18 protein-coding genes and 1 tRNA gene are annotated in these 14610 nt (G+C 66.9%); 8 read left to right on the top strand and 11 right to left on the bottom strand.

Features of this window, described 5'->3' with window-relative positions; translation table 11 throughout:
- Window position 1: 1 nt before the first annotated feature.
- The 4 genes from ACVXZ4_RS01280 to ACVXZ4_RS01265 form a co-directional block, all read right to left on the bottom strand.
- Entirely contained in the window at window positions 2-1186 is a 1185-nt protein-coding gene (locus tag ACVXZ4_RS01280) for a 4-hydroxybenzoate 3-monooxygenase (RefSeq protein WP_461796449.1), read from the bottom strand.
- An 85-nt stretch (window positions 1187-1271) separates the two neighbouring features.
- Window positions 1272-2030 carry an IclR family transcriptional regulator gene (locus ACVXZ4_RS01275; RefSeq protein ID WP_461796448.1) on the bottom strand — a complete coding sequence of 253 codons (759 nt, stop codon included), beginning with the start codon at window positions 2028-2030 and terminating at the stop codon, window positions 1272-1274.
- An 88-nt stretch (window positions 2031-2118) separates the two neighbouring features.
- Window positions 2119-3108: an acyl-CoA thioesterase gene (locus ACVXZ4_RS01270; RefSeq protein ID WP_461796447.1), complete on the bottom strand. Its 990-nt coding sequence runs from the start codon at window positions 3106-3108 to the stop codon at window positions 2119-2121.
- 162 nt (window positions 3109-3270) lie between these two features.
- A complete protein-coding gene (locus tag ACVXZ4_RS01265) occupies window positions 3271-3912 on the bottom strand; it encodes a TetR/AcrR family transcriptional regulator (protein ID WP_461796446.1) in 642 nt (213 codons plus the stop codon).
- A 60-nt stretch (window positions 3913-3972) separates the two neighbouring features.
- Between ACVXZ4_RS01265 and ACVXZ4_RS01260 the strand changes: the two genes are divergently transcribed.
- From ACVXZ4_RS01260 to ACVXZ4_RS01250, 3 genes are read left to right on the top strand one after another with little or no spacing between them, the layout of a single operon-like run.
- Window positions 3973-4266: a DUF1905 domain-containing protein gene (locus ACVXZ4_RS01260; RefSeq protein ID WP_461796445.1), complete on the top strand. Its 294-nt coding sequence runs from the start codon at window positions 3973-3975 to the stop codon at window positions 4264-4266.
- A gap of 12 nt (window positions 4267-4278) precedes the next feature.
- Window positions 4279-4689 carry an alpha/beta fold hydrolase gene (locus tag ACVXZ4_RS01255; protein ID WP_461796444.1) on the top strand — a complete coding sequence of 137 codons (411 nt, stop codon included), beginning with the start codon at window positions 4279-4281 and terminating at the stop codon, window positions 4687-4689.
- Between the two features lie 36 nt (window positions 4690-4725).
- Window positions 4726-4917, top strand: a complete 192-nt coding sequence (locus ACVXZ4_RS01250) for a hypothetical protein (protein WP_461796443.1) — start codon at window positions 4726-4728, stop codon at window positions 4915-4917.
- A 117-nt stretch (window positions 4918-5034) separates the two neighbouring features.
- Here ACVXZ4_RS01250 and ACVXZ4_RS01245 read toward each other — a convergent pair.
- A tRNA-Ser gene (locus ACVXZ4_RS01245) sits at window positions 5035-5123 on the bottom strand.
- Between the two features lie 209 nt (window positions 5124-5332).
- Here ACVXZ4_RS01245 and ACVXZ4_RS01240 point away from each other — a divergent pair.
- A complete protein-coding gene (locus tag ACVXZ4_RS01240) occupies window positions 5333-5455 on the top strand; it encodes a hypothetical protein (protein ID WP_461796442.1) in 123 nt (40 codons plus the stop codon).
- Window positions 5456-5459: 4 nt separating this feature from the next.
- On the opposite strand, the gene ACVXZ4_RS01235 is transcribed toward ACVXZ4_RS01240, so the two are convergent.
- The gene (locus ACVXZ4_RS01235) at window positions 5460-6704 is read right to left on the bottom strand and encodes an LCP family protein (protein WP_461796441.1); all 1245 of its coding nucleotides are present in this window, start codon (window positions 6702-6704) and stop codon (window positions 5460-5462) included.
- A 181-nt stretch (window positions 6705-6885) separates the two neighbouring features.
- Between ACVXZ4_RS01235 and ACVXZ4_RS01230 the strand changes: the two genes are divergently transcribed.
- Window positions 6886-7506: a hypothetical protein gene (locus ACVXZ4_RS01230; RefSeq protein WP_461796440.1), complete on the top strand. Its 621-nt coding sequence runs from the start codon at window positions 6886-6888 to the stop codon at window positions 7504-7506.
- A gap of 21 nt (window positions 7507-7527) precedes the next feature.
- Here the strand turns inward: ACVXZ4_RS01230 and ACVXZ4_RS01225 are convergent, their stop codons facing one another.
- Window positions 7528-8262, bottom strand: coding sequence for an SGNH/GDSL hydrolase family protein (locus tag ACVXZ4_RS01225; protein ID WP_461796439.1), 735 nt, complete (start codon window positions 8260-8262; stop codon window positions 7528-7530).
- Window positions 8263-8423: 161 nt separating this feature from the next.
- Here ACVXZ4_RS01225 and ACVXZ4_RS01220 point away from each other — a divergent pair, with 161 nt between their 5' ends.
- Window positions 8424-9014: a GIY-YIG nuclease family protein gene (locus tag ACVXZ4_RS01220; protein WP_461796438.1), complete on the top strand. Its 591-nt coding sequence runs from the start codon at window positions 8424-8426 to the stop codon at window positions 9012-9014.
- Window positions 9015-9053: 39 nt separating this feature from the next.
- The gene (locus ACVXZ4_RS01215; protein ID WP_461796437.1) at window positions 9054-9941 is read left to right on the top strand and encodes a 1,4-dihydroxy-2-naphthoyl-CoA synthase; all 888 of its coding nucleotides are present in this window, start codon (window positions 9054-9056) and stop codon (window positions 9939-9941) included.
- 9 nt (window positions 9942-9950) lie between these two features.
- On the opposite strand, the gene ACVXZ4_RS01210 is transcribed toward ACVXZ4_RS01215, so the two are convergent.
- From ACVXZ4_RS01210 to ACVXZ4_RS01200, 3 genes are read right to left on the bottom strand one after another with little or no spacing between them, the layout of a single operon-like run.
- Complete coding sequence (locus tag ACVXZ4_RS01210; protein WP_461796436.1) at window positions 9951-10883, bottom strand: cytochrome b/b6 domain-containing protein; 933 nt, start codon at window positions 10881-10883, stop codon at window positions 9951-9953.
- Window positions 10883-11857, bottom strand: coding sequence for an electron transfer flavoprotein subunit alpha/FixB family protein (locus tag ACVXZ4_RS01205; protein ID WP_461796435.1), 975 nt, complete (start codon window positions 11855-11857; stop codon window positions 10883-10885). The genes ACVXZ4_RS01210 and ACVXZ4_RS01205 overlap by 1 nt, the downstream gene beginning before the upstream one ends.
- 13 nt (window positions 11858-11870) lie before the next feature.
- Window positions 11871-12641, bottom strand: coding sequence for an electron transfer flavoprotein subunit beta/FixA family protein (locus ACVXZ4_RS01200; RefSeq protein WP_461796434.1), 771 nt, complete (start codon window positions 12639-12641; stop codon window positions 11871-11873).
- 153 nt (window positions 12642-12794) lie between these two features.
- Between ACVXZ4_RS01200 and ACVXZ4_RS01195 the strand changes: the two genes are divergently transcribed.
- The gene (locus tag ACVXZ4_RS01195; RefSeq protein ID WP_461796433.1) at window positions 12795-13331 is read left to right on the top strand and encodes a MarR family winged helix-turn-helix transcriptional regulator; all 537 of its coding nucleotides are present in this window, start codon (window positions 12795-12797) and stop codon (window positions 13329-13331) included.
- Between the two features lie 252 nt (window positions 13332-13583).
- On the opposite strand, the gene ACVXZ4_RS01190 is transcribed toward ACVXZ4_RS01195, so the two are convergent.
- Window positions 13584-14609, bottom strand: coding sequence for an SLAC1 family transporter (locus ACVXZ4_RS01190; RefSeq protein WP_461796432.1), 1026 nt, complete (start codon window positions 14607-14609; stop codon window positions 13584-13586).
- Between the last annotated feature and the right edge of the window lies 1 nt (window position 14610).

Raw genomic sequence — 14610 nt, 5'->3', positions numbered from 1 at the left:
ATCAGATCCCCTCGATCGCAAGCCCGGTGTATTGCTCGGCGAGGCTCTGCAGGGCGAATCGCGAACCGGTGACGTACTGGAGCTGGCCGATATGGCTCCGGTAGCGGCTCTCCGCCTCTGCCCCTGTGCCCGTCGTGTGCAGCATCTCGGTCATCCAGCGCGAGAAGTACTGGGTCTTCCACTGTCGGGAGAGTGCGCGGTCGCTGTAGCCGGCGAGCGGGCCGGCATCCCCGGCGTAGTACGAGTCGAGGGCAGCGCCGAGCATCGCCACGTCGGAGATGGCGGCGTTCAACCCCTTGGCTCCGGTCGGCGGCACGATGTGGCCGGCGTCGCCCACGAGGAAGAGCGCCCCGTGGTTGAGGGTCGAGGCCACGAAACTCCGCATCGGGGTGATCGACTTCTCGGTGATGACGCCCTCATGCAACGTCCACCCCTCGATCCCGAGCCGCTCGTGGAGGCCGGCCCAGATGCGCTCGTCGCTCCAGGCGGCGATGTCGTCGTCCGGATCCACCTGGAGATACAGGCGCGACACTGACGGAGAGCGCATCGAGTGCATCGCGAAGCCGTCCGGGTGGAGGGCGTAGATCAGTTCGTCGGTGGAGGGCGCGACATCGGCGAGTATGCCGAGCCAGGCGAACGGATACTCCCGCTCGAAGCTCGTGATCACGCCCGCGGGAATGATCGAGCGACACACCCCATGAAAGCCGTCCGCTCCGACCACGAAGTCCGCTTCGACGGAATACTCAGTGCCCTCGTGAACGAAGTCCACCGAAGGACGGGGGGTCTCGACGTCGCGCGGGGTAACCCCGCTCGCTTCGAAGTAGAGCGCCGAGCCGAGCGCGTCGTGGGCGAGCATGAGGTCGTTGACCACCTGCTGCTGCCCGTAGACCGTGACGGTGCGGCCGATCAGCTCGGCGAAGTCGACGTGATGACGGATGCCCTCGTACTGGAGGTAGATGCCGTCGTGCACGAGTCCGTGCTCGGTGAGGCGCCCGTCGAGGCCGAGGCGTCGCAGCACTTCAACCGAGGACTCTTCGAGCACCCCGGCCCGGATGCGCGAGAGCGCGTACTCGCGCGACCTCGCCTCGATGATCACGAAGTCGATGCCGGAGGCGGCAAGCAGGTGCCCGAGAAGCAGGCCGGCAGGGCCCGCCCCCACGATGGCTACCGAGGTGCGGATGTTCATACTGGCCTTTCGCAACGGCGGGAATGGTAGCCCTACTCTGGCCGGTACGGTTCGGACGCGGGGCCCGACTTCCACCCAGTGGAATTCAGGAACGCCACCCCAGCGCCCGGGAGATGCCCCGCGCAGCCACACTCACGGCGAGGGGGTACTGCGGATCGGATCGGAGTGCCGCGTGCGCCACGATCGACACGGCCGCCACAACGGCATCCGTGTGGTCACGCACCGGTGCCGCGGCGGAGAAGGAGTCGGCGGTCATTTCGTTGATCGAGATCGCCATCCCGGTCGCTCGGATCTCGGCCAGCCGAGGTCGGAGTTCGCGATCGGTAGTCATCGTGTTGGCCAGGTACTTGCGCGGCGCGGAGGCGACCAGCTCGTCGAGCACCTCCGGCGGCGACCAGGCGAGCAGCACCAGTCCGACCCCGGTGGCGTGCAGGGGGAGTCGAGTGCCGACATCGGAGATCACGGGCACGGCGGATCGGCCGGAGACGCGCTCGAGGTAGAGCGCACCGAGGCCGTCGCGCACGGCGAGGTGCACGTTCTCCCGCGTGAGGTCATAGAGATCTTCGAGGTACGGGATCGCGACGGTGCGCAGCCGGCGCGCCGTCGGCGCGCGCACCCCGAGCTTCCACAGTCGCATCCCGACGCGGTAGAGGCCGTCGTCGCCGCGCACGATTCCACCCCAGGCCACCCATTCGGCCACAAGGCGATGCGCCGTGGTGAGCGGCAGGTCGGCGCGTCGGGCGATCTCGGTGAGGGTCAGTTCCCCTGCGCCGCCGAACACGTCGGCGATCGCGAAGATCTTCGCGGCGACGCTACGGTCGTCGGCGGACCGGTTGCCGGACATGGTCACAATCTAGCTGGCGAGCGTGCCTCATCCGCGCGGTGACGGCAGCCCGGCGCGCCCGGCGTTGCCGGCGGAGCGCTCCAGCCGATCAGAGCGGGAGCGGCAGGTAGTCGAACCGGTGCGACTGCTCGGACCACTCGGATGCCGCCCCGAGGGCGCCAAGCTCGGCGCGCATCGCGATCAGTTCGATCGCGTGCGCATCCAACGCCGCGTCCTCGTCCGACCGCGGCTCGAGGGCGGGCACCACAACGGCCCGGCCGTCGTCGCCGGTGGCGACGAGGATGCTCATGCACTGCGTCGTCAGCGCCATCACCGGATCGACCGGGTCACCCGACCGCACGTGGATCGCGACATGCATACTGCGCACACCCGTGTGGATGAGTCGGGCCTCGACCTCGACGATGTCGCCGATGTGGATCGGCCGGTAGAAGTGGATCCCGCCGGAGTAGACGGCGATCGTCGCCCGCCGGGTCCACCCGGTCGTGCAGGTGCGGGCTGCCTCGTCGATCCAGCGCATGACCGTTCCACCGTGGGCGTTCCCTCCGAAGTTGGCCACCGATGGCGCGGCGAGGAAACGCAGGACGATGCGGGGCGCCGTCCCGAGGTCGCTGTAGGTCTGGCGGCGCATCTCGTCGTGGATCCGCGCGCGGGCCGCGATCCGTCCCTCTGCCCCCGCTGCGAGATCCAGGTCCTCGAGACCGTGGGGTACCCACTCCGGCACGGGGTGCGGGCGTCCGGCCCCATCGACGGCCACGAATACCAGGATGCAGTGGGTCCCCGGGGCGAACTCGCCGTCACGGGTGTCCGCCGAAGAGATGGTCACCCGTACATGGATGCTGGTTCGACCGGTGTGGATGACGCGGGCCGTGGCCTCCACCAGCTCGCCGGGGTGGATCGGGCGACCGAAGTTCACGTTGCCGACGTAGGCGGTGACGCAGGAGGTGCCCGCCCAGCCGACGGCGCAGGCGTAGCCGGCTTTGTCGATCCATTCGAGCACGCTTCCGGCCTGCACAGTGGACCCGTCGGCAGCGGCATCGCCCGGCGCCGCGAGGAACCGGAGGGTGATGCGATCCTTCACGGGGTCACGTCCTCGACGAAGTCGACGGCACCAGCGGGGCGCAGCGGGAGGACGGCGAACTCGACGCTGGCAGGGGTCACGCACGCAGGCTAGCATCGCCTGCGCCCGGCGGCGCCCGGGTGGGTCGGGCACGGGGCGGTCATCATTGAAGCGGGCTCCTCGTCACCGCCGCACAGCGAAAGCGGCAAGGAACACCCGCACTGCGGCTGCCGCATGAGCGTCGAGCTCCGTCGACGTCGGCACTCCGGCATCGCCAAGCAACATCGCCCGGTTGAGAGGCTCACCCATCATGAGCCAGTTGAACTGGGACGCGGCGACGGCCGGGTCATCGACACTCAGCAGGCCGCGGTCGTGCAGTTGCTCGAGCATTGCGGCTATCGCGGTGATCGCACGTTGCGGCCCGGTGATGTACAGGGTCTCGGCGAGCTCAGGGAAGCGCGCCACCTCGCCGATCACCAGTCGACGCAACTGCAGGATGCGCGGGGTGGTCACGAGGCTGAGCTGGCGCCGCGCATACGCCCTCAGAAACCCGGCGAGCTCGTCCTCTTCCGCAGGGATCTCCAGCTCGCCGATTACACGATCGCCTACATCCGTGGTCATCGCGCTGACCAGTTCGATGAACAGTGCCTGTTTGCTGCCGAAGTGCGAATAGACCGTCTGCTTGGAGACTCCGGAAAGAGCAGACACCTCGTCCATGCTCGCGCCGAGGTACCCGTTGCGCAGGAACACATCTTCGGCCGCTGCCAGAATCGCCCCCCGCTTTCTGATCGAGGCCGCACCCCGTGGTGTCTCTTGCACTTTCATACTGGACAGTCTAGTTTGATTCTATCCCGATGACGTCCCATCGCACTGAGGAGCAAGGTCATGGAACAGATCGCCCTGCCGCAGGCCCTCGACTACGAGTTCGAGGCGACACTCGTGGGCGACATGGGTCCGCACCGCTGGACCGTCGTCAAAGTGCCCGGATCGGCCGACTTCTTCGGCACTCGCAAGTCCCTCAAGGTGGCGGGGACGATGGATGGCTGTGCCTTTGCGGCGACCATGCTTGCGCTCGGCGAGGGTGTGCACATGATTCCGGTCACGGCTGCTCTGAGAAAGGCCATCGGCAAGGACGCCGGCGCCGACGTGACCGTCCGCTTGCTCTCGCGGCTGTCGTGAGGAGCATCGACCATGACTGAATTCGTCACGACCAGACGCGGCGAGAGCCGGGTCGATGGACGAATCGACCTCGACCGCGAGCTGGCGGCGATTGCAGCCCTCGTCGACACCGCCGGGGAACCGGTCGTGTTGTGCGGTCATTCGTCGGGAAGTTCCATCGCGCTCGCCGCCGCAGCCGCCGGGCTGCCCACCGTCGGGCTTGCGCTCTGGGAGGCTCCCATCGGACCGACGGGTGGTGGCGCCCGCGCCTGGGCGGAAGAGGTGGACCGGCTCATCGACGCCGGCGATCTCGACGGGGCCCAGCGCTACTACATGAAGGACATGCCTCGGGAGTTTCTCGAGGGCATCCAGGGCTCCCCGATGTGGTCGGCCCTCGTGGCACAAGTGGGCAGCAATCGGCCGGACGGAGAATCGCTCGCGTAGGCGGAGTCGGCGCCTCTCGGCGAGCTGCTCGGTGATGTGCGAGTTCCGATCGAGGTTCTTCTCGGCGAGCACACCTTCGATTCGATGATCACTGCCGCCGATCTCATCGTCGAGGCGCTCCCCTGGGCCGAACAGAAACGGATGCCGGGGGCCAACCACTCGTGGGAGGCGGAGCCGATGGCGGCCGATCTCGCGAGATTGGTGACGGAGGTCCACCTGCGTGAGTGACCACTGGGCGTGTCCTGGCGGGCACGGCGACCTGCCGGCACCGTGGTGCTCGGCTGACGACTCACAATAAGCGAAAAAGCCCCGATCATCAGGGCTTTTTGCGGATCATTCTCTGTGCGGAGCCGGTGGGATTTGAACCCACGGTACCCTTACGGGTACTCCACCTTAGCAGGGTGGTGCACTAGGCCGAACTATGCGACAGCTCCAAGTAGTCGTCTGCAATCATAGCGGCACTGTCCACCTGGGCCGATTCGCCCCCCTGAATTGGGGAAGGCCCCACCCCCGGACTGGGGAGCCGCCGCAGCCATCCGGCGGGCCGCCGCAGACCTAGAGTGAAGTCCAGCGCCCGAGCAGGCTAAACCGATTGCCGGCAGCCGGTACCGATGCGCGCCACCACCGCTTGAAGGGAACCCACGTGTTTCCCTCCAACCTCGCGTCTGCAGGACCGACGATCGGCGTGCTGATCATCGCCCTCGGGGTGGTGCTGCTGGTCGTGGCGATACTCCTGCTCCGTCACATCCGCCGGGACGACGAGTAACGACCTAGTTGTTCACCTTCGAGCAGGTGTAGTCGGCCGCAGTCTGGCCGAGCACTCCGGTGATGGCCTCCGCGGGGGGCGTCGTGGCTCCGGCCGAGGCCGAGGGTGCCGGGGATCCGGATGCCGCGGGCGCGGGGGTCGCAGGAGCGCTCGGGTCTGCGACCGAGCCACGACCCGTTCCGGAGTCGAGCGAGAAGGGCTCATCCGCCTTGATCTTGGCGAACAGAGCGGTGGCGACATCCTTTAACGGCGCGACCTTGCCCGCGTAGACCCCTCCGACGCCGGTCGTGCCGGGGTACTGCACGAACGTGATCCGGTCGAGGGGGATGCCCTTGAGCACCAGCGCGAGCGACGCCATGGTGTTCACGTTCTTCAGGCTGTTGGACAGCGTCATGTTCTGGCTCGCCGCGGTGGCGATGCCGTACAGCTTCGTGAAGTTCGTGAGCGTGTCGTTGCTTTTCACGGTGCGCACCAGGGAGGAGAGGAAGACCTGCTGCGAGCTGATTCTCCCGAGGTCGCTTCCGTCACCCACCCCGTGGCGGCTGCGGAGGAATGCGAGCGCTTGCGCCCCTTCGAGAGAGTAGGTGCCCGCCTTCGGCAGGCTGATCCCGCTGTACCTGTCGACGAGTGGGCCGTTGATACAGACGGGCACGCCACCGACCGCGGTGGACATCTGGATGACGCCCTGGAAGGTGATGAGCGCCGCGAACGGGATCTTGAGCCCGGTGAGGGTCTCTACCGTGAGCACAGTGCAGGCCAGGCCACCATAAGCGAGCGTGTTGTTGATCGGCTGCGCCGACATCGAGTTGTAGTTGCCCTTGCCGTCTTCCCGCGGGCAGGCCGGGATCGGCACCACCATGTCGCGCGGGATGCTCACGGCGACGGCATTCGTCTGGTCTTCCGACACGTGCACGAGCATGGTCACGTCGTTGAGCACGCCGTCGTCCTTGCCGAACTGCGCTCCCTGTCCGGCACGCGTGTCGCTGCCGACAATGAGGATGTTGAAGCCGCCCTCGAACGATCCGAGATCGGGCGGTGGCCCCTGGGTCTCGCCCGCCAACGCGACGGTCTTGATGTTGTTGGTGATCTGGGTCACGGCGATACCGGCGACGGATGCAGCGCTCACCGCGACGACCGCAGCGGCGGCGGCGACGAACTTGAGCACGGTCACAGCGGGGCGCGACGGGCGCAGCCGACCGTGGCGCGCGATGCCGGAGATCGAGCGGGAACGGGGACGCAGGTCGCTCATGAATGATCCTTTCGGCGAGGCGGAGCCGGAGCTAGGGGGAGGAGGGGGTGCTCGGAAGCGAGTCTGGAGGAGTTTACACGGGCACCATTCGCGGAGGGTCAGAACGACCGAGGCGACGGCATCCGTCCCCGCACCCTAGGCTGAGGCGACCCTCTTGCCGCCCAGACCCGCCGGGAGAATAATGACCGCACATCCGCTCGCGCTCGTCGCACTGGTCCTCGGCGCGCTGGCCCTCGGCGGGTGCACCGGCGGCACGGCGCCCTCCGGCGGGACCCCCTCGCCCTCGGCGACGCCGTCCGAGTCGCCATCGCCATCGGCCACCGCGCGTTCGGTCGCGCTGCCGAAGGACTGCCCGTCGGTCGTGAAGAAGACCCGCTACGAACCCACCTTCGGGGACACCCCGCTGAACGACCCCGGCGTCGTCGACGCTGCGGATGCCGGCGTCGTGGAGCCCACCCCGTCGCCCGCCGGGGCGACGCCATCCGAGATTCTGGCGAACGCCGTCGAGCTGCACTGCGTGTGGCGCGACCCCGGCGCGGACATCACCTACCTCGAGGTGTCGATGGCCCACGTGGACTCCGCCGTCGCCACCGGCTACCTCACCGAGCTTGCGAGCAAGAGTTACTCCTGCACCGACACCCTCGGCGGACAGTCGTGCACGCTGGTGAAGCCCAACGAGCAGTACCCGGTCGATGAGGGCTACACCAGCTTCCTGCGCGATGACGTATTCATCTCCATCGCGGAGGCGAACTTCCCCTCGCCGAGCCTGCTGGCCGACATGGTCGCCATTCTCTGGAAGTAACAGTCTCTGGAAGTGGTGGGGTCAGTCCCCGGGGCCGAGTCGCGCGAGCCCCTCGACGATGCGTGGTCCCATCTGTCGCACCCAGCCCAGGTAGGACGCCGAGTCGTAGGGACGCGGCGCCTCGACCGTCGGACCGATCGCGAAGCCGACCACCGTGACGTCGTAGTCGCCCTGCACGAACTCGGCGGTCTCCGTGTTGAAACTCTCGGCGCGAACTGATGCCCGGCGGGATGCCCCGCGGCGGAACAGGGGCGACGGCGTGGGGTCCGCGATCAGCAGCAGGAACACCTGGTGAGCGGCAGGAAGCCGGGTCCTCAGCAGCCGAAGCGTGATCTCGAGGCTCCGGAGCCAGTCCTGTCGCGAGGTAATGCCGAAGGCATCGTTGATCCCGACGGCCAGGATCACCGCGTCATACCCACCGAGGTCGAGCGAGGACAGGTGGGCGGGAGCGAACCGCAGGAGGAGGGAGGGGATCGGCGCCACATCGACCCTCACCCCGCGGCCGGTCTCCGCCGAGAGGTACCGCGCGAGGTGGCCTCCCGCCCCGAGAGCGTGGCTTGCGAGGCCGGAGCCCACGACCACACCAGATCCCACCAGCAGGATGTGGTGCGGGTCCGGACCGGGTACCGCGATGAATCGCGAGTCCGTCGGCACCGGTAGCGAGGCGAGGACTCCGGGGGTGCGAGCGAGAAGGTTCGTGCCGAACACGATTGCGGATTCACGGAAGAAGCGTCGGGGCGCGCGATCGATCACCACCGGTCGGCGCGCCTTCGCGGCGTCGGCGTGTACTCCCTGTGCTTGCCGCGCATGAAACCACTTCCCGTTTCGTCGACGAATCGGTGCAGCACGTCGGCGCGTTCAGCGCCCTCGGCATCACCCATTGTAGTTCAGATGCTGAATTATCTGAATGTCTAGCAATGAGTTCTTCCGTCGGGGGAGCGCTGTACCGTACGCCCATGGTGCGGTGTGTGGTGGATGACGGCGACCGGTGCGACGCACGGGCCGAGCCGGGCTGCCCGCTCCCCCTGTGCACCAGACACCTCCTCGTCGCGCACGATTGGGTCGTCGGGAGCGTGGGGGTGACGGATCGCCTGCCCTCCCCCTGCCTCGCCTGCGGCTCCCGGCTCGGCGTGCGCTACCCCTCGGGATGGCTCTGCGCCCTCTGCGAATGGAAGCTCGGCGACATCCCCGACCACGACGCGTCGGCCCTGCGGGTGGACGTCGTCTACTACATCCGCTTCCGTGGCCGCATCAAGATCGGCACCTCTGGCAATCCACGCCAGCGGCTCGCGAGCCTGCCCTACGACGAGATCCTCGCCTTCGAGCGGGGCGACCGGCTGGTCGAGCAGCGGCGTCACGCCCAGTTCGCGAGCCATCGCATCCCCCGCACCGAGTGGTTCGAGCAGCACGACGCCCTTCTGCTGCACATCCGTGAGCTCGCCGCCGGGGTGGATGACCCGTGGTCGCAGTACTCGCTCTGGGTGAGCCGGCGACTGGCGGTGCTGTAGCCACCGCCGGCGCGCAGGCGATCTGGTTATGGTGGATTCATGGCTTTCGTCTCCGAACTGTTCGATCCGGCCGCGTGGCGAGACGTCGAGGGTTTCGACGCCCTCACCGACATCACGTATCACCACGACACGACCGGCAAGATCGCCCGCATCGCGTTCAATCGACCAGAAGTGCGCAACGCCTTCCGGCCGCAGACGGTGGACGAGCTCTACCGTGCGCTCGACCACGCGAGGCAGGACACCGCGATCGGTGTCGTCCTGGTCACCGGCAACGGGCCGAGCGCGAAGGACGGCGGCTGGGCGTTCTGCTCCGGCGGCGACCAGCGCATCCGCGGTCGCGACGGGTACCAGTATGCCGACGGCACGTCCTCGACCGGCCGACTCCATATCCTCGAGGTGCAGCGGCTCATCCGCATCATGCCGAAGGTCGTGGTCGCCGTCGTGCCCGGCTGGGCCGCGGGGGGCGGTCATTCGCTTCACGTCACGTGCGACCTCACGATCGCGAGCGCCGAGCACGGCAGGTTCAAGCAGACGGATGCCGACGTCGGCTCGTTCGACGGAGGGTACGGCAGTGCATACCTCGCCCGTCAGGTCGGGCAGAAGTTCGCCCGCGAGATCTTCTTCCTCGGCCAGGAGTACTCCGCCAAGCGCGCCTACGAGATGGGGGCGATCAACGCGGTGGTGCCTCACGCTCAACTCGAGACGACAGCATTGGAATGGGCCCGCACGATCCTCGGCAAGTCGCCGACGTCGATCCGCATGCTCAAATTCTCATTCAACGCGATCGACGACGGTCTTGCCGGCCAGCAGGTTCTCGTCGGCGAAGCAACCAGGCTCGCCTACGGCACGGACGAGGCGGTCGAGGGTCGGGATGCCTTCCTCGAGAAGCGCGACCCGGACTGGTCGCCGTACCCCTGGCAGTTCTAGCGGCCGCCTCTAGCGACCCACGCGCCCGAAGGTGCCCGCGATCGCCCGCAGCACGAGCGGCCGGGCCGCGATCCAGGCGGCGACCATGATCACGATCGACGCGGCGAAGATCCAGAATCCGGCCCAGCCATAGCCGTTGTTGACGGCGTACATGTGGTTGAGATTGTTGATCGCCCCGGTTGCCAGCACGAGGGTGACGTGCACGACGATGAACGCGACGAAGAAGACCATCACCGGGAAGTGGATCCTGCGCGCCACCGGAAGCGGGAAGATCCTGTCGATCGGCGCGAACCGGGCGGCGAGGCCCGGGGACATCCGGATGCCGGTGATCAGGGCAAGCGGCGCTGCGATGAAGACGACGAGGAAGTAGCTGAGCACCTGGAGAGCGTTGTAGTTGGCCCACCCGTTCTCGACCGGCCAATTGAGGGAGGCGTACTGGAGCCCCGCGGAGACCGCATTGGGGAAGACGTCCCAGTTTGTCGGGATGATGCGGGTCCATTGCCCCGTGGAGAAGATCAGCACATAGAACAGCACGCCGTTGAGCACCCAGAGGGTGTCGATGGAGATGTGCATCCAGAGGTTGAGGCTGATCCGCACCGGCTTTCCCGGGGTCTTGATCAGACCGGAATTGTTGCGCGTCCAGTACGCGTCCGGCCGCTTGGTCGTGCGCACGAGCCAGCCGCTTCGGATGATGAACAGAAGGAAGAAGGCATTGAGCCCGTGCTGCCAGGCGAGCCAGGCCGGGAATCCGACCGGCGAGAACGAGGGCAGCTCGGACTCCCCCGGAAACGACTTCAGGAAAGACTGGCCGCCGGCACTCACGCGGATGCCCCGTGCAGCGAGAACAAGCAGGAACAGCACGACAAGCACCGCCGGTACGATCCAGACCAGCTTGAACCACCGGCTTTCCCGGAAGCCCGACATCGTTTCGGAGAACGCCATCAGTCGGCGCGTCTACCGAGAGCGTCGATGAGCTGCGGCACCACGGTGAAGACGTCGCCGACGATGCCGAAGTCGGCGATGTCGAAGATCGGCGCGTCGGCATCCTTATTGATCGCGACGATGGTCTTCGCCGTCTGCATTCCGGCGCGATGCTGGATCGCCCCCGAGATCCCGAGCGCGACATACAGCTGGGGGGAGACCGTGATGCCCGTCTGCCCGACCTGACTGGTCTGCGGCACGTAGCCCGCATCCACTGCCGCGCGGGACGCCCCGACCGCTGCCCCGAGCGCGTCGGCGAGCTGCTCGACCAGTACGAACTTCTCTTTCGATCCCAGGCCGCGGCCGCCGGAGACCACGCGGGTCGCGCCCCGCAGCTCCGGTCGATCCGTCGCGACGACGGCCTCGTGGACTTCATCGATCACGGCGGCGGCCACGGGGTCGACGGTGACCGGCTCGGTCGTGACGGTCGGTGACGCGGCATCCGCCCTGGCGTCGATTGCACCCTGGCGCACGGTCACGATCGTGGGACCGGCGCCGGGTACGGTCGCCTCGACGGTGTACGCGCCGCCGAAGACGGAATGGGTTGCGATAACGACGTCCCCGTCGGATCGGACGTCCACGACATCCACGAGCAGGCCGGTGCGCAGCCGCACGGCGAGCCTTCCCGCGATCTCTCGCCCGTCGATGGAGTGGGCGAGCACGATCGCCGACGGCTGAAGGGCGGCGGATGCCGCCTCGAGCGCGACGACCTGTGGCGCGACGAGCAGCCCGACGGACTGGTCGGTCTCGGCGACGTAGACCTGGGCGGCACCGAGGGCGCCGAGCTGCGCGGTCAGCGCGTCGGTCGCGCCGGGAGCCGCCACGACCACTGCGACGGGAGTGCCGAGCTTCGCGGCGGCGGCGATGAGCATCGCCGCCGTGTTGCGGACCTCGCCGGAGGAGGAGGTCTCAATGAAAGCGAGTGCGTGTGACATGGAGTTCCTCGGCTCAGATCAGGCGGCCGGCTGCGAGGAATTCGGCGAGCTCGTTGCCCGCATTCCCCTCATCGACGATCTTTGTGCCGGCGGTGCGCGCCGGTCGCTCGGTCGTGCTGGTGACCACGGTGCTCGGCGCGAATCCGGAGTCATCGAGGGCGAGGTCGGAAAGCGTCCAGACATCCAGAGGCTTCTTCTTGGCCTTCATGATCCCCTTGAAATTGGGGAAGCGCGGCTCGGCGGATGCTTCGGTGACCGAGATCACCGCGGGAAGGGCGGCGTGCACGGCTGCCGTGCCATGCTCGTCACCCCGCACGCCTCTGATGCCGTCCGGCGTGAACTCGGCCGAGTCGAGATAGGTCATGCTCGGCACTCCGAGGTGCTCGGCGATCATCGCGGGGATGACGCCGCCCCGACCATCCGTCGCTTCGTTGCCGGCGATGACCAGGTCGAAGCCGCTCTTGGCGATGGCCGCGGCGAGCACGGCGGCGGTGCGCGAGAGGTCGGAGCCGGCGAGCGCGTCATCCCGTACATGGATGGCGGAATCTGCCCCCATCGCAAGTGACTTGCGCAGGACATCGGTCACGGAGGAAGGGCCCATGGAGAGCGCGACGACGTCGGCGTCCCCCGCGTCCTTGAACTGGAGAGCCACTTCGAGTGCGCGTTCGTCGATCTCGTCGATCACCGCGTCGCTCGCCGAGCGATCCAATCGGCCGGTTGCGGTGTCGAGCTTGCGCTCGCCCCACGTATCGGGCACCTGCTTCACCAGCACGATGATCTTCATTGATACGCCCATTCCTCGAATACCAAGCGATCTTACGGGGCGGATACACCCGGTGTCATTTGGTTGCACCTCCGAGCATATCCAACTAGTTCCTACTAAAACTGATGATCTCCGCTACGGTGGGGGCATCCAGCGGACGGGAGGATCCAGCCAGTGTCACCAGCGATTCCCCTCTCCAGTGATCCCATCGCCGAGGCGAAACGCCAGTGGCTCAGCCATGGCTGGCGGGAGGCCGCCGACGGCATGGCCGCCGTCACCTCTCTGATGCGTGCCCAGCAGCTCATGCTCGGCCGGGTCGAGAGCACGCTGAAGCCATTCGGGTTGTCGTTCGCCCGGTTCGAGATGCTCACGCTCCTCAGTTTCACCAAGGACGGGCAACTTCCGATGGCCAGCGCCGGCGCACGACTGCAGGTGCATCCGACGAGCGTCACGAATACCGTCGACCGCCTCGAGCGCGATGGTCTGGTGACCCGATCCGCTCATCCCACCGACGGCCGCGCAACCATCGTCACGATCACCCCCGCCGGCCGGGAGATCGTCGCGGGCGCGTCCCCCGCACTCAACTCGACGGTCTTCGAACAGCCCGGGATGTCGGAGCAGGATCTCTCCGACCTGGTGCGGATCCTCGCCCGCTTCCGTCGACAGGCCGGCGACTTCATCGATCCGCCGACGCCGCCGGATCCGCTGTAGCGGGTTGTCGAGACTTCCGCATGGATGGGGAAAGTGTGGTGTTCGCCGGCAACTCGTCCGCAGCCGCCGGAAGGTCTTTCGAGATCCCAGTCGGCATGTACGTCCTCGTTCACAACGGCAAAAACGCCCGGATGCACCTAGATGGGAACTCCTGGGCCCACAGCAAGGCATTCGCGTGCTCTGAGAGTCCGAGCGCCTGTCGCTGTCTGTTTCCCGCCAGCGATCCGGCCGCCTGGTAGTGGCTTGCGCTTCTCAGCTGCCTTCGGCCTTGTCATCCGCTTGACGCAACGTGTTTTCTGCGAAACGCCCTCTGCGGCCCACCGCGGACACAAGCACCAGCGAGCGGATCACAATGGCCAGAGTCAACGCGGAAGCTACCCCGGCCACAGTCAACGCGACGATCTGCCATCCCGCGAATGATGCCACGGAGAGCCATTGAATCAGGTACGTCGCGGCGGCCGCGACAGGGAATGTGAACGACCAGAACCCCAGATTGAACGGGACTCTGCGATAGACGGGCACCAAGAACAGTTGAAGCAGCAGCATCAGGACCGTGACCCCGAGCAAGCCTTGCGATACTCCATCGGCCCTCTCCCCATGAAGAGCGAACCAGGCCGTGCCCGCGACTGCCGGCGGGGCGAGGATGATCGCCAGCGTTGGGGTCAACGGCCCCGGTAGCGGCGGGAAGAAGGCAAGCCGCGCCAGCAGTACCGTGAGGATAACAACCCAAAAAATGATGCCCACAGCAAAGGCTCCAAAGGCGATCATGGGGAAACCCACCCTGTAGGACGTTGTCGCCCCGACGAGGGCCGCGGCCACGGTGGGAAGGAAATATCCGCCGTGGATTGCCTCCGGGGTGAGTCGTCCGGTGTGCCAGTACGCCAGGATCCACCCGGCAAAAAGTGCGGCGGTCACGATCGAGGCGAGGACTAATATCGTTCCGCCTACAGGCCAACTCTGATGCAGGTGCGCTCCGATCAGCATCCCAATGACGGGCACTATCGCGGCGATCGGTCCCTGGGCAGGGTGGCGCAGTTGTGATCGAAGAGTCTCATCACTGTGCCTCCCTCGATAGAGGTGGGCGAAGATCAGCCACGCCCAAACGATCGATGCGCAAATCCAAAGAAGTTCGGAAGGGATGGGCGACATCCTCAATGCAGATGTAACCGTCGTCCATAAGCTGGCGAGCCCGGCGGCACCGAACCCAATAGCCAGGGTGTTCAGCGGTATCCGGGGTTGCCCCGAGCGGTGCAGTGAAGGCGGGGTGTGATGGCCCACA

The sequence above is a fragment of the Lacisediminihabitans sp. FW035 genome, assembly GCF_054880895.1.
The sequence above is the reverse complement of the archived record's forward strand: the minus strand, read 5'-3'. Positions and strand labels throughout refer to the sequence as shown.

Coding starts and splice junctions, on each gene's coding strand:
- ACVXZ4_RS01200 (WP_461796434.1), bottom strand. CDS start 12,641: ATGAAGATCATCGTGCTGGTGAAGCAGGTGCCCGATACGTGGGGCGAG.
- ACVXZ4_RS01235 (WP_461796441.1), bottom strand. CDS start 6,704: ATGAGCGACCTGCGTCCCCGTTCCCGCTCGATCTCCGGCATCGCGCGC.
- ACVXZ4_RS01255 (WP_461796444.1), top strand. CDS start 4,279: ATGACTGAATTCGTCACGACCAGACGCGGCGAGAGCCGGGTCGATGGA.
- ACVXZ4_RS01265 (WP_461796446.1), bottom strand. CDS start 3,912: ATGAAAGTGCAAGAGACACCACGGGGTGCGGCCTCGATCAGAAAGCGG.
- ACVXZ4_RS01215 (WP_461796437.1), top strand. CDS start 9,054: ATGGCTTTCGTCTCCGAACTGTTCGATCCGGCCGCGTGGCGAGACGTC.
- ACVXZ4_RS01205 (WP_461796435.1), bottom strand. CDS start 11,857: ATGTCACACGCACTCGCTTTCATTGAGACCTCCTCCTCCGGCGAGGTC.
- ACVXZ4_RS01275 (WP_461796448.1), bottom strand. CDS start 2,030: ATGTCCGGCAACCGGTCCGCCGACGACCGTAGCGTCGCCGCGAAGATC.
- ACVXZ4_RS01220 (WP_461796438.1), top strand. CDS start 8,424: ATGAGTTCTTCCGTCGGGGGAGCGCTGTACCGTACGCCCATGGTGCGG.
- ACVXZ4_RS01280 (WP_461796449.1), bottom strand. CDS start 1,186: ATGAACATCCGCACCTCGGTAGCCATCGTGGGGGCGGGCCCTGCCGGC.
- ACVXZ4_RS01230 (WP_461796440.1), top strand. CDS start 6,886: ATGACCGCACATCCGCTCGCGCTCGTCGCACTGGTCCTCGGCGCGCTG.
- ACVXZ4_RS01260 (WP_461796445.1), top strand. CDS start 3,973: ATGGAACAGATCGCCCTGCCGCAGGCCCTCGACTACGAGTTCGAGGCG.
- ACVXZ4_RS01210 (WP_461796436.1), bottom strand. CDS start 10,883: ATGGCGTTCTCCGAAACGATGTCGGGCTTCCGGGAAAGCCGGTGGTTC.